Below are 22,187 nucleotides of genomic sequence, written 5' to 3'. Positions count from 1 at the left end.
TGCTCGCGAAGGTCGCCCACGATGACGCTCGCATCCTGATTCAACGCGGCGCTCTCAGGTTTTTCGCGAGCAAGCTCGCTCCTACATGGCGACCGCTAGCTGAGGACCGGCCACTTCCCACTGTAGGAGCGAGCTTGCTCGCGAAGGTCGCCCACGATGACGCTCGCATCCTGATTCAACGCGGCGCTCTCGGGTTTTTCGCGAGCAAGCTCGCTCCTACAGACGGCACTGGAATTGGAGCGTAGCTGCTGGTACTGTACAAAAAACCAGTATCGGTAGAAGCCCCATGCAGTTGATCGAAAAACTCAGCATCCTCGCCGACGCCGCCAAATACGACGCCTCCTGCGCCAGCAGCGGCGCGCCCAAGCGCAGCTCGGAAGGCAAGGCGGGGCTGGGTTCCACCGACGGCATGGGCATCTGCCACAGCTATACGCCCGACGGTCGCTGTGTGTCCTTGCTCAAGGTACTGCTGACCAACTTCTGCCTCTACGACTGCCAATACTGCGTCAACCGCCGCTCCAGCGACGTGCCCCGCGCACGCTTCAGCCCGGAGGAGGTGGTGACCCTGACCCTCGACTTCTACCGGCGCAACTGTGTCAGCGGGCTGTTTCTCAGCTCCGGCATCATCCGCTCGGCCGACTACACCATGGAGCAGTTGGTGCGGGTGGCCAAGCTCCTGCGGGAGGAGCATGACTTTCGCGGCTATATCCACCTCAAGACCATTCCCGAAGCCGACCCGGCGCTGATTGCCGAGGCGGGGCGCTATGCCGATCGCCTCAGCGTGAATATCGAATTGCCGACCGACAAGAGCCTGCAAACCCTGGCGCCCGAGAAGCAGATTGTCTCGATCAAGCAGGCCATGCACACCATCTATACCGGCGAGCAGACCGTGCTCAACGAACCCCGCGCGCCGCGTTTCGCGCCGGCAGGGCAAAGCACACAGATGATCGTCGGCGCCGATGACACCGACGACAGCACCATCCTCCACAGTGCCGAGGCGCTGTACGGCAATTACAAATTGCGCCGGGTGTATTACTCGGCGTTCAGCCCGATCCCCAACAGCCCGAAAAGCGTGCCCCTGGCCGCGCCGCCCCTGATGCGCGAGCACCGTCTGTACCAGGCGGATTTCCTGTTGCGCAGTTACGGGTTCAGCGCCAATGAACTGTTTGAAGGGCCGGGTGACCTGGCCCTGGACATCGACCCGAAACTGGCCTGGGCCCTGGAGCACCGCGAGGTGTTCCCGCTGGACCTGAACCGCGCCGAGCCAACCCTGATCGCGCGCATTCCCGGGATCGGCCTGCGCACCACCCAGCGGCTGGTGGACCTGCGTCGCCAGCGCAAGATCCGTTTCGAAGACCTGGCCCGCATGCGTTGCGTGCTGGCCAAGGCCAAGCCGTTTTTCATCACCAGCGACTACCACCCCCAGCAAGCGGAAAGCACCAGTGTGCTGCTGCGTGAACAACTGCGAGACCGTCCGCAGCCGCAGCAAATGGGGCTGTGGGGATGATCAGCCTGGAATGCGACAACCTGTTCAGCACCTGGCGCGAGCAGGCGCGCTGGTTGCTCAGCCATCAGATTGACCCAAGCCATGTGAGTTGGGGCGTTGCCGAGGTGGCGGACCTGTTTGCCACGGACGAGCAGTACCCCGCCGAGTGCGGGCCGTTCCAGGCGCGCATTCCCAAGGCGCTGCTGGAACTGCTGGAATCTGCCGCGTGTTATCACGGTGAGCAGCGTTGGAGCCTGCTGTATGAGGTGTTATGGCGGGTCAGCCATGGTGACCGCACGGCGATGATGTCGGGAGACAAGCTGGGCAGCGAGTTGCAGCGGCGGATCAAGCAGGTGCAGCGGGAGGCCCATCACCTGCATGCGTTTGTGCGGTTTATCGCGTTGCCGGCAGGGGCGGGGCCGGAGTTGCCTGAATATGTGGCGTGGCATGAGCCGGCCCACGATATCTTGAAGGTGGCCAGCCAGCATTTTGTCGGGCGCATGGGCCGCCATCGCTGGATGATCGCCACGCCCCTGGATGGGGTTTATTACGATGGTGAGCAGTTGATTCACCAGCGGCGATGCCCGGTGGAATGGCAGCAGTTGGCGCAGAATGTCGAGGACCCCCACAGTGCGATGTGGCTGACGTATTACAGCCATATCTTTAACCCGGCGCGGTTGAACCCCAAGGTGATGGAAGGGCATTTGCCGAGCCGGTTCTGGAAGAATCTGCCGGAGGGCAAGTTGATTCCGGGGTTGATCAGCGAGGCGCGCACGGGCAAGCAGCGGGATGGGCAGGCGAAGATGATTGGGGCCAGGCCGGGTAAGAGAATCTCAAGCGGGCACGGTTAATGTGGGAGCTGGCTTGCCTGCGATGCAGACAACTCGGTGTTTCAGTTACACCAAGGTGATGCTATCGCAGGCAAGCCAGCTCCCACATTTGATCTTCAGTGTTTCGGGAAGTGAGGATTAGGCCAGTTCGGTGGCGGTGTTTTTTACGACCGCCAACTCCGGATGCGCCACCAACTTATCAATGTGCAATTCATCATTGTTCAACCAGGTTTCCGTCAGCACCCGGTAGTGCTCCATGTCCCGGCAGCGCATGCGCAGGCTGTAGTCGAACGGCCCGCTGATCAGTTGGCACTCGAACACTTGCGGGCAGGCTTTGACACACGCTTCGAACGCTTTCTGCGCCGAACGCCCGCTCTGGTTGGAGAGGGCCACCAGCACCAGCAGTGACAACCCCGGCGAAACCATCTGCACATCGATGATTGCCCCATACCCCCGGATGATCCCGCGGCGCTCCAGCTTGCGCACCCGTTCCAGGCACGGCCTGGGCGTCAGGTGCACCAGCGACGAGAGTTTTTCGTAGGTGATGCGCCCCTGGTGCCGCAACACGTCGATGATGGCTTCATCAATGCGGTCCAGCACAGGGGAAGCGTTCGGTCCGGTGGCCTTGGTATCCATGGGGTCTGGTGTTCACTTCAATCGGTTGGAAAGAAATTGCTGCAAGCGCTCGCTGTTCGGCTGGTCGAGGATGTCGGCTCCGCCTTGCTCCTCGACGCGGCCCTGGTGCAGAAACAGCACTTGGCTGGACACCTGTCGGGCAAAGCCCATTTCGTGGGTGACCATCAGCATGGTACGACCTTCCTCAGCCAACGTCTGTATGACTTTAAGGACTTCTCCTACGAGTTCAGGGTCGAGTGCCGAGGTGGGTTCGTCGAACAGAATGATCTCCGGTTCCATTGCCAGGGCGCGGGCGATGGCCACGCGCTGTTGCTGGCCGCCGGAGAGGAAGGCGGGGTATTGGTCCGCCACGCGGCCCGGCAGGCCGACCTTGTCGAGGTACATCCGTGCACGTTTTTCCGCTTCGGCGGCGCTCACCCCCAGCACGCGGCGCGGGGCCAGGGTGATGTTTTCCAGCACGGTCATGTGGCTCCACAGGTTGAAGTGCTGGAACACCATGGCCAGGCGCGTGCGCAGGTTCTGCAATTGCGCCTGGTGCGGCGCGCGGGTGCCGGCGCGGCCTTGCTGCATTTCGATGCTGATGCCGTCCAGGGTAATGACCCCGGCGTCCGGCTGTTCGAGGAAGTTGATGCAACGCAGCAGGGTGCTTTTGCCGGAGCCGCTGGCGCCGATCAGGCTGATTACGTCGCCGTTGCGCGCGTTCAGTGAGACGCCCTTGAGCACCTCATGTTCGCCATAGCGTTTGTGCAGGCCTTCGACCTGGAGTTTGACGTGGGCGTTTTCGGCCACGGCCACCGGTTTGGCGCCAGGGCGTACATCGGTGGGGTAAGCGGCCAGGGCCTGCGCGGACTGATTCATGGGTTAGCCTCGGGTCGGAACAAGAAAACGCATCCAGCGACGTTCGGCCAGTCGAAACAGGCCCACCAGTGCAAAGGACAGCAGCATGTACAACAGGGCCGCAATGCCGAAGGCCTGGAACGTCAGGAACGTTTCGGCATTCGCGTCGCGGGCCACCTTCAGGATGTCGGCGATGGTGGCGGTAAACGCCAGGGACGTGGCGTGCAGCATCAGGATCATTTCGTTGCTGTAGGCCGGCAGTGCACGGCGCAGCGCGGCGGGCACCACGACGAACAAGTTCAGGCGCCAGCCGTGCAGGCCGTAGGCCTTGGCCGCTTCAATCTCGCCGTGGGGAATGTTGCGGATCGCCCCGGCAAAGATTTCCACGGTGTAGGCGCAGGTGTTCAGCACAAACGCCAGCAGGGTGCAGTTCAGCGCATTGCGGAAAAACTGGTTGAGCAGGGCGTTGTCCTGCACCACGTCCAGGCCGTAGAGGCCGGTGTAGCAAATCAGCAACTGGATATACAGCGGCGTGCCGCGAAACAGGTAGGTGTAGACCTCCACCGGCCAGCGAATCCAGAAGTGCTCCGACACCCGCGCGATGGCCAGCGGGATCGACAGAAAGAAGCCCAGCACCACCGAGATAATGAACAGCCACAGGGTCATCGCCACCCCGGAGAAGCCACTGCCGTCGGTGAACAGGTAAGCCAGGCCGTATTGCTGGATCAGTTCGATCATCGCGCCATCCCCTTGATGCCGACGTTGTAGCGCCGTTCCAGGCGTTTGAAAATGCGGTTGGAGAGGGTGGTGATCACCAGGTACACCAGGCCCGCGAGGATCAGGAAATACAGCGGGTCGTTGGTGGTCTTGCCGGCGTTTTGCGCGGCCTTGACCAGGTCTGACAGGCCGATGATCGACACCAGCGCGGTGGACTTGAGCAGCACCAGCCAGTTATTGCCAAGGCCTGGCAAGGCAAAACGCATCAGCTGCGGGAACAGCACCAGGCGAAACCGTTGCCAGCGGCTGAGGCCGTAGGCGGTGGCGGCTTCCAGTTGGCCGGCCGGCACGCTGAGAATCGCCCCGCGAAAGTTCTCGGTGAAATACGCCCCGTAGATAAAACCGAGGGTGATGACACCGGCGGTGAACGGGTCGATTTCAAAGTAGGCCCAGCCGAGCATTTCGCTCAGGTCGTTCAGCCACAGTTGCAGGCTGTAGAAAATCAGCAGGATCAGCACCAGGTCCGGCACGCTGCGAATCAGCGTGGTGTAGAGCGTGGCCGGAACCCGCAGCAGCTTGACGCTGGACAGTTTGGCACCGGCGGCGATCAGGCCCAGGGATAGGCTCAGCACCAGCGCCAGGAACGCCAGCTTGACCGTCATCCAGGCACCCTGAGCCAGCAGCGGGCCGAAGCCTTGCAAGTTGAGGAATTCATTCATGGAGGGGAGATCTCGATGGGGCGCAGACATTTACTGTGGGAGCTGGCTTGCCTGCGATGGCGGTGGGGCAGTTGGCATATGTGTGCCTGAACCACCGCCATCGCGGGCAAGCCCGCTCCCACAGGGGCGGAGTGGCCGTTACTCGTTGTAGATGTCCTGATCGCCGAAGTATTTCTTCTGGATCTGTGCGTAGGTGCCATCGGCCTGGACGGCGGCGATGCCTTTGTTGATCAGCTCCACCAGGTCCTTGTCGTTCTTGCGCAGGCCCATGGCGATGTCGAGCGGCAGGGTCGGGTCCTTGAAGGCCGGGCCGGTCTTGAAGTCGGCGCCTTCAGGCTTTGACAGGAAGTTGAGCTGGGCTTCGAGCTTGTCGGTGAGGGTGGCGTCGAGGCGACCGTTTTGCAGGTCGGCGTAGTTCTGTTCCTGGGACTGGTACGCCTTGATCTGCGCGCCAAGTTTTGCCAGGTGCGCACGGGCATAGGCCTCTTGCAGCGAGCCTTGCAGCACGCCGACCTGCTTGCCTTTGAGGGATTCGGGAGTGTCGCCGAAGTCGGCGCTTTTGCGGGTGATCACCGAGGTCGGGCTGAGGAACAGGCGGTCGCTGAAGTCGATGACTTTCTGGCGGGCCGGGGTCACGGCCATGGAGGACATGATGGCGTCGAACTTGCGCGCGCGCAGGGCCGGGATCATGCCGTCGAATTCGTTGTGGACCCACACGCATTTGATTTCAAGCTTGGCGCAGATGGCGTTGCCCAGGTCGATGTCGAAGCCTTGCAGGCTGCCGTCGGCGGCGACCGATTCAAACGGTGGGTATTCGGGGAAGACCCCAAAGCGGATTTCTTTCCATTCCTGAGCCTGGGCAGCCGTGGCGGCCAATGGCAGGAGCAGCGCAGCGAAAAGTGATCGGAGCGGAGTCATGTGTATTCCCTATATTTTGTAATTGATGTCAGGGCAGTAGAAAAGTTGAAGCTGAGCGATTTTTTAGGGTGAGTTGTCTTTTGTGGCGAGGGAGCTTGCTCCCGCTGGGCTGCGCAGCGGCCCCAAAATCCCGGGAGCGCTACGCACTCCAGCGGGAGCAAGCTCCCTCGCCACATTGGGATGTTTCTTGCCAGAGAGAATGCTTCAAGATGGTGCGTTTTTTGTGTCGTTTACCCTCGCTGCGGCGCGCGGAATGTGCTGTTAAAACGCGGGTCACAGCGGAAACGGCTGCGGCACCCGCTAAATCGGCTTGTCTGTCGACTTTTTCCGGCCTGCCTCTCACGCAAAGCAGCAGGCCAGAGCGGTCTCAGGCGCGCTTTTTCTGCTGTGCGGCCGGCGCTTGGGCCAGGCGGGCAAACAGGTCTTTGGGGTCGGCGAGGTCCGGCACCAGTTCCAGTTCGCTGCCCACGTCCAGGGCCTTGGCCACGTCCAGCACGTAACGCAGGGCGGAGTAGTCTTCGATGGCAAACCCCACCGAGTCGAACAGGGTGACCTGGCGCGGGTTTTCACGGCCAGGCGCCTGGCCGTTGATCACTTGCCACAGCTCGGTGACCGGCGAATCTTCCGGCATGTGCTGGATCTCGCCTTCAATGCGGCTTTGGGGTTCGTACTCGACGATCACCCGCGCACGTTCGACGATGCGTCGGTCCAGCTCGGTCTTGCCCGGGCAGTCGCCGCCCACGGCATTCAGGTGCATGCCGGGTTCGATCATCTCGTCCGTCAGGATGGTGGCGTAGGCCTTGTCGGCGGTCACGGTGGTGACGATGTCGGCGCCTTTCACCGCTTCGGCCACGCTGCCGGCCAGGATCACTTTGATCGCCGGGAAGGCTTTCAGGTTGGCGGCCAATTTGGCGGTGGCCTTGGCGTCGATGTCGAACAGGCGGATTTCATTGATGCCCAGCATCGTGTGGAAGGCCAGGGCCTGGAACTCGCTCTGGGAACCGTTGCCGATCAGCGCCATGCTGCGACTGTTGTCCCGGGCCAGGTAGCGCGCCACCAGGGCCGAGGTGGCGGCGGTGCGGATCGCGGTGGTCAGGGTCATTTCCGCCAGCAGCACCGGTGTGCCGGTGTCTACATCCCCCAGTGCGCCGAAGGCCATGACGGTGAGCATGCCGCTCTGGGTGTTTTTCGGGTGGCCGTTCACGTATTTGAAGGCGTACAGCGACGCGTCGGACACCGGCATCAGCTCGATCACGCCCTCGGGGGAGTGGTTGGCCAGGCGTGCGCATTTTTCAAAGTCCTGCCAGCGCAGGTAGTCGGCGCGGATGTACTCGGCCATCTCGGCGATGCAGGTTTGCAGGCCTTTTTGCGAAACCAGGTAGCTCAAGTCGTTGACGTCGATATAGCGGGTCATGGGAAGACTCCTTATTGAAATGAGGGGCGGGCCGGCAGGTGCACTTCCGCCAACATGCAGCGGGCACTGCCGCCGCCGATGCGTTCGATGTTGTCGATGTTCACCACCACCGGCCGGGTGTGGCGCTCTACGTGCTGGCGCTGGGCCGGCTTGAGTGAGCCCCAGGCGCTGGCCGACATCACCAGCAGCGGCTGGCCGTCGCGGTCATGGACTTCCAGCATGTTGCCGGCGAAGGCTTCCAACTGGTCGAAGTCCAGGGCGACGATGTCTTTGCCGGTGTCGCGCAAGGAGCGCTCCAGGGCCTGACGCTCCTGGTCGTCGGGCAGGGCTTGCAGGCACACCACGGAGAGGTCGCGGCCAACGCTCATCATCACGTTGCTGTGGTAGATGGGTGCCTGGTGGCGGTCGACGGCGTGGAACACGCACACCTGATAGTCCAGGCGTTCGGCGAACTGGCGCAGGGCATCCTGATGGGTACGCCCGGAATGGCAGGCGTAGCTGATGCGGTGCTGGCGGTCGAGGACCATGCTGCCGGTGCCTTCCAGGAACATGTTCTGGTGTTCGAGGTGGCTGAAGTCGATGGTGGTGTGGATCGCGAAGCGTTGCTCCAGCACTTGCAGCACGCCTTTGTCCCGTTCCAGTCGTCGGTTCGGGCCTTCCATCGGGTACAGCACCAGGCTGCCGTCGGCGTGGCTGCTCCACCAGTTGTTGGGGAAAATCGAATCCGGGGTATGGGGGGCGGGGGTGTCTTGTACCACCAGCACTTCCACGCCGTGGTGGCGCAGGGTGTCGACATAGCCGTCGAACTCTTCCAGCGCTTTCTGCTGTGCGGCCACGGGGTCGAGGGGCGCGCGCTGGAAGCGGTTGTTGATCGCGGTGTCCGGGTTAAAGGCGAAGTGCGCCGGGCGGATCATCAGGACGGTGTTGGTGGTTTGCATGGGTGCACGGGTCCATGGAGTTGGGCAGTGAGGCTATTTTGTGCGGTGTGAAGGAAGAATCCCGGCTGAAGTGAGGCGGTGGCTCAGCCGGGAAAGCTGAAAAGCGGGGTGGGGCAGCCGAATCGGCTGCTGGGTGCGGTTGAAGGAACAAAGCTGATCAACTGTGGGAGCTGGCTTGCCTGCGATAGCGGTCTGACAGTCAATCAAGTATCGACTGACAGACCGCTATCGCAGGCAAGCCAGCTCCCACATTAGTATGGGGGCGCTGCAGGAATTGAGTCCGTCATTAAGGAGTGCCCATGCCCACTGAAGTTCGTCTCGCCCAAACCACCGATGCCGAGGGCATCAGCCAGGTCATACTGGCGGCCCTGCATGACAGCAACGCCCGGGATTACCCGGCTGACGTGATTGCGCGGGTGGCGAGCAACTTTACCCCGGAGGCAGTGGTGGGGTTGCTGGCGCGTCGAACGGTGCTGGTGGCCCTTCAGGGTGAGGTGATCGTTGCCACTGCCGCGCTGGACGCCAATGTGGTGCGCTCGGTGTTCGTCAATCCGGCGCTGCAAGGGCAGGGCATCGGGCGCTTATTGATGATTGAGATCGAGTTGCGCGCCCGGGAAGCCGGGGTGACCTCGCTGCATGTGCCGTCTTCCCTGACCGCCGAGCCGTTCTACACCAAGCTGGGTTTCCATACGGTGCGCGACGTTTACCACGGCAATGAGCGCACGCTGGTGATGGAGAAGGCGTTGTCCTCGCGACATCCCATCGGCGTGTATCGCGACCGTGCGCATCGGGCCCAGGTGGTGGCGCTGTGGCAGGCGGCGTTTGGTTATGACGCGGCGCACAACACGCCGGGCCTGGCGATCGACAAGAAGCTGGCGGTCAATGATGGGTTGTTCTTTGTGGCCACCGACAAGAAGGTCGTGATCGGCACCATCCTCGCCGGCTACGACGGGCATCGTGGCTGGCTGTATTCGGTGGCGGTGCATAACGACTATCGCCGCCAGGGCTTGGGCGCCTCGCTGGTGCGGCATGCGGAGCAGGCGTTGACGGCGTTGGGTTGTATGAAGATCAACCTGCAGATCACCAGCGGCAATGACGCGGTGATGGGGTTTTATGAGGCGCTGGGGTATGGCGCGGAGCCGAGGATCAGCATGGGCAAGAAGATCCTGGAAAATATTCCGATGGATAAGGCCTGAAGCCCGATTTTCCAAACGCTGGAAACCAAATGTGGGAGCTGGCTTGCCTGCGATGGCGGTGGGTCAGTCAATAAACGTGTCGACTGATACTCCGCTATCGCAGGCAAGCCAGCTCCCACATTGGTTTTGTGGTGTCGCTGGCAGCCGGTTGCTTAGACTTTGACGATCCAGCCTTCAGGCGCTTCAACGTCGCCGGACTGTACGCCAGTCAGCTCTTTGTAGAGCTTCTGGGTGACCGGGCCGACTTCTTTTTCGCTGTAGAACACGTGCAGCTTGTCTTTGTACTCGATGCCGCCGATCGGGGTGATCACGGCGGCGGTACCGCAGGCGCCGGCTTCCTTGAAGTCCGACAGCTTGTCGATCAGCACGTCGCCTTCAACCACTTCCAGGCCCAGACGGGATTTGGCCAGCTCGATCAGCGACAGGCGGGTGATGCCTGGCAACACCGACGGCGAGTTCGGGGTGACGAACTTGTTGTCGTGGGTGATCCCGAAGAAGTTGGCCGAGCCTACTTCTTCGATCTTCGAGTGGGTGGCCGGGTCGAGGTAGATGCAGTCGGCGAAGTTGGCTTTTTTGGCCAGGGAGCCGGGCATCAGGCTGGCGGCGTAGTTGCCACCGACCTTGGCTGCGCCGGTGCCGTTGGGAGCTGCACGGTCGTAACCGGAGATCAGGAAGTTGTGCGGGGTCAGGCCGCCCTTGAAGTAGGCGCCGACCGGGATGCAGAAGATCGAGAAGATGAACTCCGGCGCGGTACGCACGCCGATGTTGTCACCGGTGCCGATCACGAACGGGCGCAGGTACAGCGCGCCGCCGGTGCCGTACGGCGGGATGAAACGTTCGTTGGCGCGGACGACTTCCTTGCAGGCTTCGATAAAGGCATCGGTCGGCACTTGTGGCATCAGCAGGCGACCACAGCTGCGCTGCATGCGCGCGGCGTTCTGGTCCGGGCGGAACAGGTTGATCGAGCCGTCCTTGCAGCGGTAGGCCTTGAGGCCTTCAAAGCATTGCTGGCCGTAGTGCAGGGCGGTGGAGCCTTCGCTGATGTGCAGCACGTTGTCGTCGGTCAGGGTGCCTTTTTGCCACTCGCCGTCTTTCCAGGTCTGGAGGAAACGCTTGTCGGTCTTGATGTAGTCAAAACCCAGCTTGTCCCAATTGATGCTTTCGTTACCCATGACACCCTCTATCTTTTGTCAACCGCCTGGTCGAAGGCAGGCTTATGGTTTATTTCTGGATGGGCGCAACAATACTTCATTCCCCGGTGCGTTCGCACCCCCTGTAGGCGCGAGCTTGCGCGTAGGCCGTGAGCGATGACGCTGGTAACCTGATGACCTGCGGTGTTCTCGGGTTTTTCGCGAGCAAGCTCGCTCCTACAGTTGGGTGTGGTCGCCCGTTAGTTGGGGGGGGCGCCTGTTACATGTGCAATGCATGCCCCAGGGCTCGCAGCGCCGCTTCTTGTACTGCTTCGCCGAGGGTCGGGTGGGCGTGGATGGTGCCCGCCACGTCTTCCAGGCGTGAGCCCATTTCCAGGCTCAGGCCGAAGGCGGTGGACAGTTCCGAGACGCCAACGCCCACTGCCTGCCAGCCGACGATCAGGTGATTGTCGCGGCGCGCCACCACCCGCACGAAGCCGGTTTTCGACTCCAGGGTCATGGCCCGGCCATTGGCGGCGAACGGGAAGCTCGACACGATGCAGTCCAGCCCGGCGGCCTTGGCCTCGTCCGGGGTTTTGCCGACCACCACCAGTTCCGGGTCGGTGAAGCACACCGCCGGGATCGCTGCCGGGTTGAATTCGCGGGTTTTACCGCTGATCAGTTCGGCCACCATTTCGCCCTGGGCCATGGCGCGGTGGGCGAGCATCGGTTCGCCACTCAGGTCGCCGATCGCCCAGACGTTGCGCATGCTGGTCTGGCAGCGGCTGTCGATCCTGATCGCCGAGCCGTTCATGTCCAGGTTCAAGGCTTCGAGGTTCCAGCCCTGGGTGTTGGGTTTGCGACCAACGGCAACCAATACCTGGTCGGTTTCCAGCGACAGCGTCTCACCGCCAGGGTCACGCACCTGCAGGGTGTTGTGCTCAAAGCCGGTGACACTGTGCTTCAGGAACACCTTCACCCCCAGTTGCTTCAGGGATTCGGCCACCGGTTGGGTCAGTTCGGCGTCGTAGGCCGGCAGGATCCGGTCCTGCGCCTCGACCACGCTGACCTCGGCGCCGAGCTTGCGATAGGCAATCCCCAGTTCCAGGCCGATGTAGCCGCCGCCCACCACGATCAGGCGCTTGGGAATGTGTGTCGGCGCCAGGGCCTCGGTGGAGGAGATGATCGGCCCGCCAATCGGCAGCATCGGCAGGTTGACGCTTTTCGAACCGGTGGCCAGCAGCAGGTGTTCACACTGGATGCGCTGGTCGCCGACGTCGACGGTCTTGCCATCCACCACCTTGGCCCAGCCCTGGATGACCTGAACCTTGTGTTTCTTCAGCAGCGCGGCAACGCCGGTGGTCAGGCGGTCAACGATGCCGTCTTTCCATTCCACGCTTTTGCTGATGTCGAGGGTCGGTACATCGACCTTGATACCCAGCGGTGAACCCTGGCTGTGGTGCCTGGTTTGCTGGAACTGTTCGGCCACGTGGATCAGCGCCTTCGACGGAATGCAGCCGATGTTCAGGCAGGTGCCGCCCAGGGCCTGGCCTTCCACGAGAATGGTCGGGATGCCCAGTTGGCCGGCGCGAATCGCTGCCACGTAACCGCCAGGCCCACCGCCGATAATCAGCAGCGTGGTGTGCAATGTTTGAGACATGGGTTACTCCAGGAACAGGCTGGCGGGTTGTTCGAGCAGGCCACGGATGGCCTGGATGAATTGCGCCGCGTCCATGCCATCGACCACCCGGTGATCGAAGGAGCTGGAGAGGTTCATCATCTTGCGGATCACGATCTGGCCCTTGATCGCCATCGGCCGCTCGACAATCCGGTTGACCCCGACAATGGCCACTTCCGGCAGGTTCAGCACCGGTGTGCTGACAATCCCGCCCAACGCACCGAGGCTGGTCAGGGTAATGCTCGAACCCGACAGTTCATCGCGGCTGGCCTTGCCCGTGCGCGCCGCATTCGCCAGACGATTGATTTCTTCGGCGGTGCCCCACAGGTTGCGGGCTTCGGCGTGACGCACCACCGGCACCATCAGGCCCACGTCGCTCTGGGTGGCGACGCCCACGTGTACCGCGCCGAGGCGGGTGATGACTTGGGCTTCGTCGTCATAACGCGCGTTGATCTGCGGATAGTCGCGCAATGCGACGACCATGGCCCGCACCAGGAACGGCAGCAGGGTCAGCTTGCCGCGGGTAGCACCGTGTTTCTCGTTGAGGTGCACGCGCAACTCGTCGAGGGCAGTGACGTCGATCTCTTCCACATAGCTGAAATGCGCGGCGCGCCGGGTGGCGTCCTGCATGCGCTGGGCGATCTTGCGGCGCATGCCGATCACGGGGATTTGCTGCTCGTCGTTGCGCTCGGCGTACGGGTTGGAGGCCCCGGTATTTTTCGCCGGACCCTGGAGCAAGTAAGCGTCCAAATCTTCATGCAAAATCCGGCCGGCCGGGCCGGAACCCTGGACCAGTCGTAGCTGGATGCCAGCATCCAGCGCATGTTTGCGCACGGCCGGGGAGGCCAGCGGGCGTTCATCGACCTCGCGGGCTACCGGGGCCTGTGCCGCTACCACAGGCTTGGCGGCCGGCTTCGGCTCAACCACTGGCGCGGCCTTTGTTTCCACTTTCGGTGCGGGTGCCGGCGCGACCTCTTCAACCACCGCCGACAACGCCGACTCCCGGGTATTGCCCGCGCCTTCCACTTCAATGCTGATCAAAATACTGCCCACTGCCATGACTTCGCCCGGCTCGCCGCCGAGGGAAATCACCTTGCCGTGCACCGGCGAAGGAATGTCCACCATGGCCTTGTCGGTCATCACATCCGCCAGCACCTGGTCTTCTACTACCAGGTCGCCGACCTTGACGTGCCACACCGACAATTCAACTTCTGCGATGCCTTCGCCAATGTCCGGCATCTTGATAACGTGCGTGCCCATTCAGACCTCCATAACCCGATGCAAAGCCGCGCCCACTCGGGTCGGGCCAGGGAAATACGCCCACTCTTGCGCGTGGGGATACGGGGTATCCCAGCCGGTGACGCGCTCGATCGGCGCTTCCAGGTAGTGGAAGCAATGCTCCTGCACCAGCGCCACCAGCTCGGCGCCGAACCCGCAGGTACGGGTGGCTTCGTGAACGATCACGCAGCGACGGGTTTTCTTCACGGAGTTGACGATGGTTTCCAGGTCCAGCGGCCACAGGCTGCGCAGGTCGATGACTTCGGCATCGATGCCGGTTTCTTCGGCGGCGACCTGCGACACATACACCGTGGTGCCGTAGGTGAGGATGGTCACGTCATTGCCCGGGCGGGCGATGGCGGCCACATCCAGGGGCACGGTGTAGTAACCGTCCGGCACTTGCGCTTGGGGGTGCTTGGACCACGGGGTTACCGGGCGGTCGTGGTGGCCGTCGAACGGGCCGTTATACAGGCGCTTGGGTTCGAGGAAGATCACCGGGTCATCGTTTTCGATGGAGGCGATCAGCAGGCCCTTGGCGTCGTAAGGGTTGGACGGCATCACCGTGCGCAGGCCGCAGACCTGGGTGAACACCGCTTCAATACTCTGGCTGTGGGTCTGTCCGCCGTAGATGCCGCCGCCGCAGGGCATGCGCATGGTCAGCGGTGCGGTGAACTGGCCGGCCGAGCGATAACGCAGGCGGGCGGCTTCGGAAATAATCTGGTCGGTGGCGGGGTACACGTAGTCGGCGAACTGAATCTCGGCCACCGGCCGCAGGCCATAGGCGCCCATGCCGACGGCCACGCCAACGATCCCGCTTTCGGAGATCGGCGCGTCGAACACCCGGGAGGTGCCGTACTTGTTCTGCAGGCCTTCGGTGCAACGGAACACGCCGCCGAAGTAACCGACGTCCTGGCCGAACACCACCACGTTGTCGTCGCGCTCAAGCATCACATCCATGGCCGAGCGCAAGGCCTGGATCATGGTCATGGTCGTGGTGGTCATGGCGGTTTCCAGCTGGATAGTGTTGTTGTGATCGTTCATGTCAGATCCCCAACTCTTGACGCTGGCGCTTCAAGTGCTCCGGCATCTCTTTATAAACGTCTTCGAACATGGTCGCGGCGCTTGGAATCTGGCCACCGGCCAGGGTGCCGTACTGTTCGGCTTCTTTCTGGGCCTTGATCACTTCGGCTTCAAGCTCGGCACTGACCGCCGCGTGTTCCTCTTCGGACCACTGGCCAATCTGGATCAGGTGCTGCTTGAGGCGGGCAATCGGGTCGCCCAGGGGGAAGTGGCTCCAGTCGTCGGCGGGACGGTATTTGGACGGGTCATCGGAAGTGGAGTGCGGGCCGGCGCGGTAGGTCACCCACTCGATCAGGGTCGGCCCCAGGTTGCGGCGGGCGCGTTCGGCGGCCCAGGCAGAGGCGGCGTACACCGCGACAAAGTCGTTGCCGTCCACCCGCAGGGAGGCGATGCCGCAACCCACGCCGCGTCCGGCAAAGGTCGTGGCTTCACCGCCGGCGATGGCCTGGAAGGTGGAGATCGCCCACTGGTTGTTGACCACGTTGAGAATCACCGGGGCCCGGTACACGTGGGCGAAGGTGAGGGCGGTGTGGAAGTCGGATTCGGCGGTGGCGCCATCGCCGATCCAGGCCGAGGCAATCTTGGTATCGCCCTTGATCGCCGAAGCCATGCCCCAGCCCACGCCCTGTACGAATTGGGTGGCGAGGTTGCCGGAAATGGTGAAGAAACCGAAGTCTTTTACCGAGTACATGATTGGCAACTGGCGGCCCTTGAGCGGATCACGCTCGTTGGACAGCAGTTGGCAGATCAGGTCGACCAGCGGCACGTCCCGGGCCATCAGGATGCTTTGCTGGCGGTAGGTGGGGAAGCACATGTCGTCGATGTTCAAGGCCAGGGCCTGTGCGCTGCCGATGGCTTCTTCGCCGAGGCTTTGCATATAGAACGACATTTTCTTCTGACGCTGGGCGACCACCATGCGGTTGTCGAAGATGCGCGTCTTGAGCATGGCGCGCATGCCACGGCGCTTGATCTCGACCGATACGTCTTCGGCCCACGGGCCCAGGGCCTGGCCTTGATCGTCGAGCACGCGAATCAGGCCCTTGGCCAGGTCGGCGGTGTCGGCAGGTTCTACGTCGATGGGGGGCTTGCGCACCGTGCCTGCGTCGGTGAGGCGCAGGTAGGTAAAGTCGGTCTTGCAGCCTGGGCGGCCCGAGGGTTCGGGAACGTGCAGGCGCAGTGGTTCGTACTGCTGAGTCATGGCTTTCTACGCTCTATCTTGTGAATTTCTTGTAGTGGGCGCGGTAGCTGACAGTCCTTCTCCGGGTAGAAGAAATCTTGTCCTACAACAATCATAGGCTCGGCGAAGAAGAATATTTATCTCTGTTTCGTTGCGTTGGAGATCATTTGGGGATAAAAAAACTGCATAAACATAATAAACAGGTGGTTTTGTCTCATGCGCAAACTGGACCGTATCGATATCGGCATTCTCAACGCCCTTCAGGAGAACGCCCGCATCACCAACGCCGACCTGGCCCGCTCGGTCAACCTGTCGCCCACGCCGTGTTTCAACCGGGTGAAGGCCATGGAAGAACTGGGACTGATTCGCGACCAGGTGACGCTGCTGGACGCCGACCTGCTGGGGCTGCACGTCAATGTGTTTATCCACGTCAGCCTGGAAAAACAGAACGAACTGGCGTTGCAGCAGTTTGAAGGGGCGATTTCGGATCGCCCGGAAGTGATGGAGTGCTACCTGATGGCCGGCGACCCTGACTACCTGATTCGGGTGCTGGTGCCGACCATCCAGTCGTTGGAGCGCTTCATGATGGACTTCCTAACCAAGGTGCCGGGCGTCGCCAACATCCGCTCCAGCTTTGCCCTCAAGCAGGTGCGCTACAAGACCGCGCTGCCGTTGCCGCCTGGGGGCTTAATGGTCTGAAGTTGTGGCACGTCGCAAACTGGACGGATTTTGCGTGGGGCGTTGGGGTCATCGCTATATAACGTAGTACAGGTTCTATTCGTTTAGATAGGTGGATCAACTTGGTTTCACTCAATGTAACTGCTCTTTGGTTGGACTTTGTTATTTCAGGGCTGATTAGGTATACACAGCATAATGTAATGATAAGCTCCAACTTTAAGGGGGGTGAGCAATGGAAGACCAAACGCTTATTTGTCGTACGCTCCAGAATTTTAATTTGACTCGATTGTCTATTGTTTTCGCGCTCGAGAACACGCCGGTCTTGATGGAAATGTCCCTAGTTACGTAGGTTTGACCGTCAGGGTAAAGAGCGAAAACAATGCCCGTGAGGTCCTTGAAGTTCAACTTGCGTCTCATGCCCACTTTGGTGTGATTTGCGTTCTGTTGTTAATAAAATGAAGTGTGACGCTGATAAAGCTAAATAAGATTTATTCTTCAGTGATGAATATTGAAACTAACTGGCTGCCCGGTATTCGCCTGGCCGACAGAATAGACTCGATCCTTTATAAGTTCGGCCTGTCGGTCCAGAGTTGTTCGGACGCCGGTCAACCATCAATCAGGAGTTCTTCAGGCGGGCTGCTGACGTTAAGCAGATCGTATCGAAATGTTCGATGAGCTGATCTGGCTCAAAACCCGAAGGGGGTATGGCATATGTTGAGATGTATTTTGTTATCCCAAGTAAGACTTGGGATGCACATCCATAAGCTGGAGGGATCGTGGCTTGAGCATGCTTTCTGGAAAAGCAGCTTTTTGCTGAACCGACGCGATGACTTGCAACGGTTGCTGGCGTCACGGGTTCAGGGGGTCTGGATCGACACCCTTAAAGGCTGTGATGTGGGGCCCGTGGATACGATGTGCCTGGAGGGGCCGGTAAAGAAGTCAGTAGCGTCGAAACGCAAGGCTGTTTCGACGCGTAAGGATATGCAGGGTGAGATGGCTCGCGCCCTGAAAGTATGTGCTTTTGCCAAGCACAGTATCACCGAGATGTTCAGTGACTTACGCATGGGGCGGGCTTTTGAGCCCACCCATTTGACCCAGTTGGTGGGAGACATTTCCGAGTCAGTGCTGCGCCATCCCCATGCATTGATCAGCCTGGCTCGTTTGAAAAAAGCCAACGAATATACCTACATGCACTCGGTCGCGGTCAGTGGATTGATGATCGCTCTGGCCCGCCAGTTGGACCTGTCGCCAGCCCTGGTGCAGGAAGCAGGCATGGCGGGGTTGCTCCACGATGTCGGGAAAATGGCCATTCCTGAAACTATCCTGAGCAAGCCGGCAGCATTGACCGCGGCTGAATTCGAAACGATCCGCAGCCACCCGGTAAAGGGCGCGGAAATCTTGCGCACGTGCCCGCACATCAGCGAGCGTGTCCTCGATGTGTGCTTGCATCACCACGAAAAGTGCGACGGTAGCGGTTACCCCTACGGGTTGATTCAGGAGCAAATCAGCCTGTTCGCGAAAATGGGCGCGGTGTGCGATGTCTACGATGCGATTACTTCGCACCGCCCCTACAAGCAAGGATGGAACCCGGCCGATGCGATTCAGAAGATGGCGGAGTGGAAAGGTCATTTTGACGCCCGCGTGTTTCAGGCGTTTGTCCGGTGTGTGGGCATTTATCCTGTAGGCGCCTTGGTTCGACTGAAAAGTGGACGAATTGGCGTGGTGATTGAGCAAAACGAGAAGTCGTTGCTCAAGCCCGTGGTCAAGGTGTTTTTCTCAGCGCGTTCGCGATTACCGATTGTGCAGGAGGTGTTAAACCTGGCGGAGCAGCCTGACACAATCGTAGGGCGGGAAAGCGCCAACGAATGGGGCTTTAAAAACATCGATGAGTTGTGGTCGGGGCTGGCGCAAACCCCGTCTTCGTATTTCGACTAGTACCGGCTCAGAGTTGATTCAGCGGAATCTTCAGGTACACCACGCCGTTGTCTTCCGCCGGCGGCATCACGCCGGCCCGCACATTCACCTGAATCGCCGGCAGCAACAACGTCGGCATGCCCAACCCGGCATCCCGCGTGGTGCGCATTGCTACAAACGCCGCCTCATCCACCCCGTCATGCACATGAATATTGCCCGCCCGCTGCTCGGCCACCGTGGTCAGGCATTTGGCGGCGCGGCCTTCAGGCGGGTAGTCATGGCACACATAAAGGCGGGTGTCAGGCGGGAAGGCCAACAGCTTGCGCATCGACCCATAGAGCTGGCGCGCATCCCCACCGGGGAAGTCGCAGCGCGCTGTCCCCACATCCGGCATGAACAACGTGTCGCCCACCAGAATCAACTGGTCATCGATCAGGTAAGCCATGTCCGCCGGCGTATGCCCTGGCACATGCAACGCCTGGGCCTTCAAGTTGCCGATGTGAAACACCTCATCGGGCGCAAACAGATGGTCGAACTGCGAGCCATCCACCCGAAACGCCGGCTCCAGGTTGAACAGGTTTTTGAACACCCCTTGCACCTTGCTGATGGACGCGCCAATCGCGATCTTGCCCCCCAACTGCCGGCGCAGGTACGGCGCCGCCGACAAGTGATCCGCATGGGCATGGGTTTCCAGCAACCACTGCACTTGCAGGCCATGCTCGCGCACAAACGCGATCACCTGGTCTGCCTGGCCGGTGCCGGTGCGTCCGGAGGCCGGGTCGTAGTTGAGCACCGAATCAACGACGGCACACGGGCCACCGTCCGTTTCATAGACGACGTAGGTGTAGGTCGACGACGCCTCGTCCAGAAAGGATTGAATCAACGCTGGCATGACGGTTGTCCCAAATAAGTAGTTACAATCACTTTATGTTTACACATAATGTTTTGAGCTTAAGTGACAGAGAGAGCCCCACGCAAATGGAATCGAACCTGAGTGAAGGCGAAGTCGCGCAATTGCGTGCCTCCGCGTCCAAGGCCTGCGCCTTGCTCAAGGCCCTGGCCAATGAAGACCGGCTGTTGATTCTGTGCCAGTTGACCCAGGGCGAGCGCAACGTCGGCGAGCTGGAAACCATGACCGGCGTGCGCCAGCCAACGCTGTCGCAACAGTTGGGCATCCTGCGGGACGAAGGGTTGGTGGCCACCCGTCGGGAAGGCAAATACATTTTCTACGGGCTGGCCAGCCACGAAGTGATTCAAGTGATGAAGACGCTGTCCGGCCTGTACTGCGGCGCAGTGATAAAAAGCTGGGCGTGACGCCGTACGGCAGCGACCCTTGTGTGCACTTTTAAAACAAAGGCCATAGACCATGAACGACCAACACTGGGGCCCAACCATCAGTGGCGATATCGTTGTCATCGGTGGCGGTTCGGCAGGCATCGGCCTGCTGGCCAGCCTGCTCAAGCGTGACCCGCACCTGAACATCATCCTGATCGAACCCGGCGACCACCACTATTACCAGCCGGCCTGGACTCTGGTGGGCGGCGGTGCGTATGACGTGAAAAAGACCATGCGCCCCATGGCCGACGTGCTGCCCAATGGCGTCACCTGGATCCAGGCGGCCGTCAGTGAATTACTGCCCGATGAGCACACCCTGGTACTCGACAGCGGGCAGCGCGTCACCTGGAAAAACCTCATCGTGTGCCCGGGCCTGCGCCTGGCCTGGGAAAAGATCGAAGGCCTGCCAGAGACCCTTGGCCAGCATGGCGTGACCTCCAACTACAGCTACCAACACGCCGCCTACACCTGGCAATTGGTGCAGCAACTCAAAAATGGCAAGGCGCTCTTTACCCAGCCGGCCATGCCGATCAAATGCGCCGGCGCCCCGCAAAAGGCCATGTACCTGTCCTGCGATCACTGGCTCAGGCAGGGTGACCTGAAAAACATCAACGTTGAGTTCAACCTGGCCGGCGCCGCGCTGTTTGGCGTGGCGACCTTCGTGCCGCCGCTGATGAAGTACGTCGAAAAGTACTCGGCGCAACTGGCGTTCAACTCCAACCTGGTCAAGGTCGACGGCCCGGCGCGCAAGGCCTGGTTCGAAATCAAGGACGCTGAAGGCAATGTGCGGGTTGAAGAAAAAACCTTTGACCTGCTGCACGTGGTCCCGCCGCAAGTCTCGCCGGACTTTATCCGCCAGAGCCCGCTGGCCGATGCTGCCGGCTGGTGTGAAGTGAATCCTCAGAGCCTGCAACATGTGCGCTACCCGCACATCTTCGGCCTGGGGGATGTGTGCTCCACCACCAATGCGAAAACCGCCGCGGCGGTGCGCAAGCAAATCGTGGTGGTCGCGGAGAACCTGCTGGCCCTGCGCAAACAGGCACCGATGCCGCTCAAGTACGACGGCTACGGGTCCTGCCCGCTGACGGTGGAGAAGGGCAAGGTGGTACTGGCCGAGTTCGGCTATGGCGGCAAGCTGTTGCCGACTTTTCCCCTCGACCCGACCGTGGCGCGGCGTTCGGCGTGGTTCCTCAAGGCGAGCTTCCTGCCGTGGTTCTACTGGAACGGGATGCTTAAGGGCCGCGAGTGGCTGACCCGTCTGGCCAAGGTGGATTGAGGCAAACCCTATGTTGCTGGCAAGTGTTCTGGGCGTGTTGATGGGGTTGGTCATGGGCTTGACCGGTGCCGGAGGCGGCATTCTGGGCGTTCCGGCGCTGGTGTTGGGGCTGGGGTTGACCATGACCCAGGCCGCACCCGTGTCGTTGTTCGCGGTGGGTGCGGCCGCTGCGGTGGGTGCTCTGGATGGGTTGCGCCATGGCCTGGTGCGTTACCGCGCGGCGCTGCTGATTGCCCTGCTCGGCGCGCTGTTTTCGCCGTTGGGGGTGTTCTTTGCCCATCAGATGCCGGAGAACGTCCTGATGGGCCTGTTCAGTGCGCTGATGGTGCTGGTGGCCTGGCGCATGCTGCAGCGTGAGAAGCGTGAGGCCGGGCCGAGCGACCACGGCACTGCGTCCTGGGGCCAGAAGAACTGCATGCTCGACCAGCAGACGGGGCGCTTTTCCTGGACCGCCAAGTGCACCGCCACCCTGGCGGCCCTTGGTGCGGTGACGGGGGCGGTGTCGGGTTTGCTCGGTGTGGGTGGAGGCTTTTTGATTGTGCCGGCGTTCAAGCAACTGACTGATGTGCAGATGCGTGGCATCGTCGCTACCTCGCTGATGGTGATCAGCCTGATCTCGCTGATTGGCGTGATCGGGGCGTTTCATGCCGGGGTGAGTATCGAGCCGATGGGCTGGGTGTTTATCGGTTCGAGCATTGTCGGGATGCTGGCGGGGCGGCGCCTGTGCTCGGTGATCAAGGCGCGTACGTTGCAAGTCGGCTTCGCCAGCCTGTGTGTGCTGGTGGCGGTGGGCATGTTGTGGCGGGCTGCCTTCTGAGCCGGCTGCACCTTGATCGACGTCCGCAGCGGGGCGATCTGGCGGTGGCTGGGTTGGTTGGTGCGTATTGGGGGGGGAGGTGGGGTACATATCCGTTATTTAGGTAACGGCTGCCTAGGGTTCCGCTCTTACA

Annotated in this window: 21 protein-coding genes; 8 read left to right on the top strand and 13 right to left on the bottom strand. The window is 61.2% G+C overall.

The features are described 5' to 3' along the window. The first annotated feature begins 286 nt into the window (after positions 1-286). Both HX855_RS30315 and HX855_RS30310 read left to right on the top strand, forming a co-directional pair. Positions 287-1,507: a putative DNA modification/repair radical SAM protein gene (locus tag HX855_RS30315; RefSeq protein WP_177083030.1), complete on the top strand. Its 1,221-nt coding sequence runs from the start codon at positions 287-289 to the stop codon at positions 1,505-1,507. Continuing rightward, entirely contained in the window at positions 1,504-2,337 is an 834-nt protein-coding gene (locus HX855_RS30310) for a TIGR03915 family putative DNA repair protein (RefSeq protein ID WP_177083028.1), read from the top strand. The genes HX855_RS30315 and HX855_RS30310 overlap by 4 nt, the downstream gene beginning before the upstream one ends. Positions 2,338-2,454: 117 nt before the next feature. Here HX855_RS30310 and HX855_RS30305 read toward each other — a convergent pair whose 3' ends face one another. The 7 genes from HX855_RS30305 to ctlX form a co-directional block, all read right to left on the bottom strand. Beyond that, entirely contained in the window at positions 2,455-2,952 is a 498-nt protein-coding gene (locus HX855_RS30305; protein WP_088423914.1) for an Lrp/AsnC family transcriptional regulator, read from the bottom strand. 12 nt (positions 2,953-2,964) lie between these two features. Continuing rightward, positions 2,965-3,810 carry an ABC transporter ATP-binding protein gene (locus tag HX855_RS30300; protein ID WP_218175719.1) on the bottom strand — a complete coding sequence of 282 codons (846 nt, stop codon included), beginning with the start codon at positions 3,808-3,810 and terminating at the stop codon, positions 2,965-2,967. Positions 3,811-3,813: 3 nt separating this feature from the next. Further along, the gene (locus tag HX855_RS30295) at positions 3,814-4,527 is read right to left on the bottom strand and encodes an ABC transporter permease (RefSeq protein WP_177083026.1); all 714 of its coding nucleotides are present in this window, start codon (positions 4,525-4,527) and stop codon (positions 3,814-3,816) included. Further along, the gene (locus tag HX855_RS30290; RefSeq protein WP_010166737.1) at positions 4,524-5,225 is read right to left on the bottom strand and encodes an ABC transporter permease; all 702 of its coding nucleotides are present in this window, start codon (positions 5,223-5,225) and stop codon (positions 4,524-4,526) included. Before HX855_RS30290 ends, HX855_RS30295 begins: the two co-directional genes overlap by 4 nt. Positions 5,226-5,363: 138 nt before the next feature. Further along, the gene (locus HX855_RS30285) at positions 5,364-6,143 is read right to left on the bottom strand and encodes an ABC transporter substrate-binding protein (RefSeq protein WP_177083024.1); all 780 of its coding nucleotides are present in this window, start codon (positions 6,141-6,143) and stop codon (positions 5,364-5,366) included. Between the two features lie 367 nt (positions 6,144-6,510). Next, on the bottom strand, positions 6,511-7,557 hold the full coding sequence (locus HX855_RS30280; RefSeq protein WP_177083022.1) for an ornithine cyclodeaminase: 1,047 nt from the start codon (positions 7,555-7,557) through the stop codon (positions 6,511-6,513). Between the two features lie 11 nt (positions 7,558-7,568). After that, complete coding sequence (gene ctlX, locus HX855_RS30275) at positions 7,569-8,495, bottom strand: citrulline utilization hydrolase CtlX (protein ID WP_177083020.1); 927 nt, start codon at positions 8,493-8,495, stop codon at positions 7,569-7,571. 299 nt (positions 8,496-8,794) lie between these two features. Between ctlX and HX855_RS30270 the strand changes: the two genes are divergently transcribed. Beyond that, positions 8,795-9,691: a GNAT family acetyltransferase gene (locus tag HX855_RS30270; RefSeq protein ID WP_177083018.1), complete on the top strand. Its 897-nt coding sequence runs from the start codon at positions 8,795-8,797 to the stop codon at positions 9,689-9,691. A gap of 152 nt (positions 9,692-9,843) precedes the next feature. On the opposite strand, the gene HX855_RS30265 is transcribed toward HX855_RS30270, so the two are convergent. The 5 genes from HX855_RS30265 to HX855_RS30245 form a co-directional block, all read right to left on the bottom strand. Then, entirely contained in the window at positions 9,844-10,863 is a 1,020-nt protein-coding gene (locus tag HX855_RS30265; RefSeq protein ID WP_003212864.1) for a branched-chain amino acid aminotransferase, read from the bottom strand. 238 nt (positions 10,864-11,101) lie between these two features. Continuing rightward, entirely contained in the window at positions 11,102-12,481 is a 1,380-nt protein-coding gene (lpdA, locus tag HX855_RS30260) for a dihydrolipoyl dehydrogenase (RefSeq protein WP_177083016.1), read from the bottom strand. A 3-nt stretch (positions 12,482-12,484) separates the two neighbouring features. Beyond that, on the bottom strand, positions 12,485-13,759 hold the full coding sequence (locus HX855_RS30255; RefSeq protein WP_177083014.1) for a dihydrolipoamide acetyltransferase family protein: 1,275 nt from the start codon (positions 13,757-13,759) through the stop codon (positions 12,485-12,487). Next, positions 13,760-14,818: an alpha-ketoacid dehydrogenase subunit beta gene (locus tag HX855_RS30250; RefSeq protein ID WP_177083012.1), complete on the bottom strand. Its 1,059-nt coding sequence runs from the start codon at positions 14,816-14,818 to the stop codon at positions 13,760-13,762. Between the two features lies 1 nt (position 14,819). Continuing rightward, the gene (locus HX855_RS30245) at positions 14,820-16,055 is read right to left on the bottom strand and encodes a 3-methyl-2-oxobutanoate dehydrogenase (2-methylpropanoyl-transferring) subunit alpha (protein ID WP_177083010.1); all 1,236 of its coding nucleotides are present in this window, start codon (positions 16,053-16,055) and stop codon (positions 14,820-14,822) included. A 195-nt stretch (positions 16,056-16,250) separates the two neighbouring features. Between HX855_RS30245 and HX855_RS30240 the strand changes: the two genes are divergently transcribed. Then, positions 16,251-16,733 carry an Lrp/AsnC family transcriptional regulator gene (locus HX855_RS30240; RefSeq protein ID WP_017476898.1) on the top strand — a complete coding sequence of 161 codons (483 nt, stop codon included), beginning with the start codon at positions 16,251-16,253 and terminating at the stop codon, positions 16,731-16,733. Positions 16,734-17,423: 690 nt separating this feature from the next. After that, on the top strand, positions 17,424-18,647 hold the full coding sequence (locus tag HX855_RS30235) for an HD-GYP domain-containing protein (protein WP_177083008.1): 1,224 nt from the start codon (positions 17,424-17,426) through the stop codon (positions 18,645-18,647). A gap of 7 nt (positions 18,648-18,654) precedes the next feature. Here the strand turns inward: HX855_RS30235 and HX855_RS30230 are convergent, their stop codons facing one another. Next, the gene (locus HX855_RS30230; RefSeq protein ID WP_177083006.1) at positions 18,655-19,518 is read right to left on the bottom strand and encodes an MBL fold metallo-hydrolase; all 864 of its coding nucleotides are present in this window, start codon (positions 19,516-19,518) and stop codon (positions 18,655-18,657) included. Positions 19,519-19,604: 86 nt separating this feature from the next. On the opposite strand from HX855_RS30230, the gene HX855_RS30225 reads away from it, so the two are divergent. From HX855_RS30225 to HX855_RS30215, 3 genes are read left to right on the top strand one after another with little or no spacing between them, the layout of a single operon-like run. Next, the gene (locus HX855_RS30225; protein ID WP_010166774.1) at positions 19,605-19,940 is read left to right on the top strand and encodes a helix-turn-helix transcriptional regulator; all 336 of its coding nucleotides are present in this window, start codon (positions 19,605-19,607) and stop codon (positions 19,938-19,940) included. 52 nt (positions 19,941-19,992) lie between these two features. Next, positions 19,993-21,237 carry an FAD/NAD(P)-binding oxidoreductase gene (locus HX855_RS30220; RefSeq protein ID WP_177083004.1) on the top strand — a complete coding sequence of 415 codons (1,245 nt, stop codon included), beginning with the start codon at positions 19,993-19,995 and terminating at the stop codon, positions 21,235-21,237. A 10-nt stretch (positions 21,238-21,247) separates the two neighbouring features. Beyond that, positions 21,248-22,054: a sulfite exporter TauE/SafE family protein gene (locus HX855_RS30215; protein WP_177083002.1), complete on the top strand. Its 807-nt coding sequence runs from the start codon at positions 21,248-21,250 to the stop codon at positions 22,052-22,054. Positions 22,055-22,187: the final 133 nt, after the last annotated feature.

Source organism: Pseudomonas sp. IPO3778 (assembly GCF_013386825.1).
Lineage (GTDB): Bacteria > Pseudomonadota > Gammaproteobacteria > Pseudomonadales > Pseudomonadaceae > Aquipseudomonas.
Note: the sequence above shows the minus strand (reverse complement) of the source record. Positions and strands in the feature narration are given on the sequence as shown.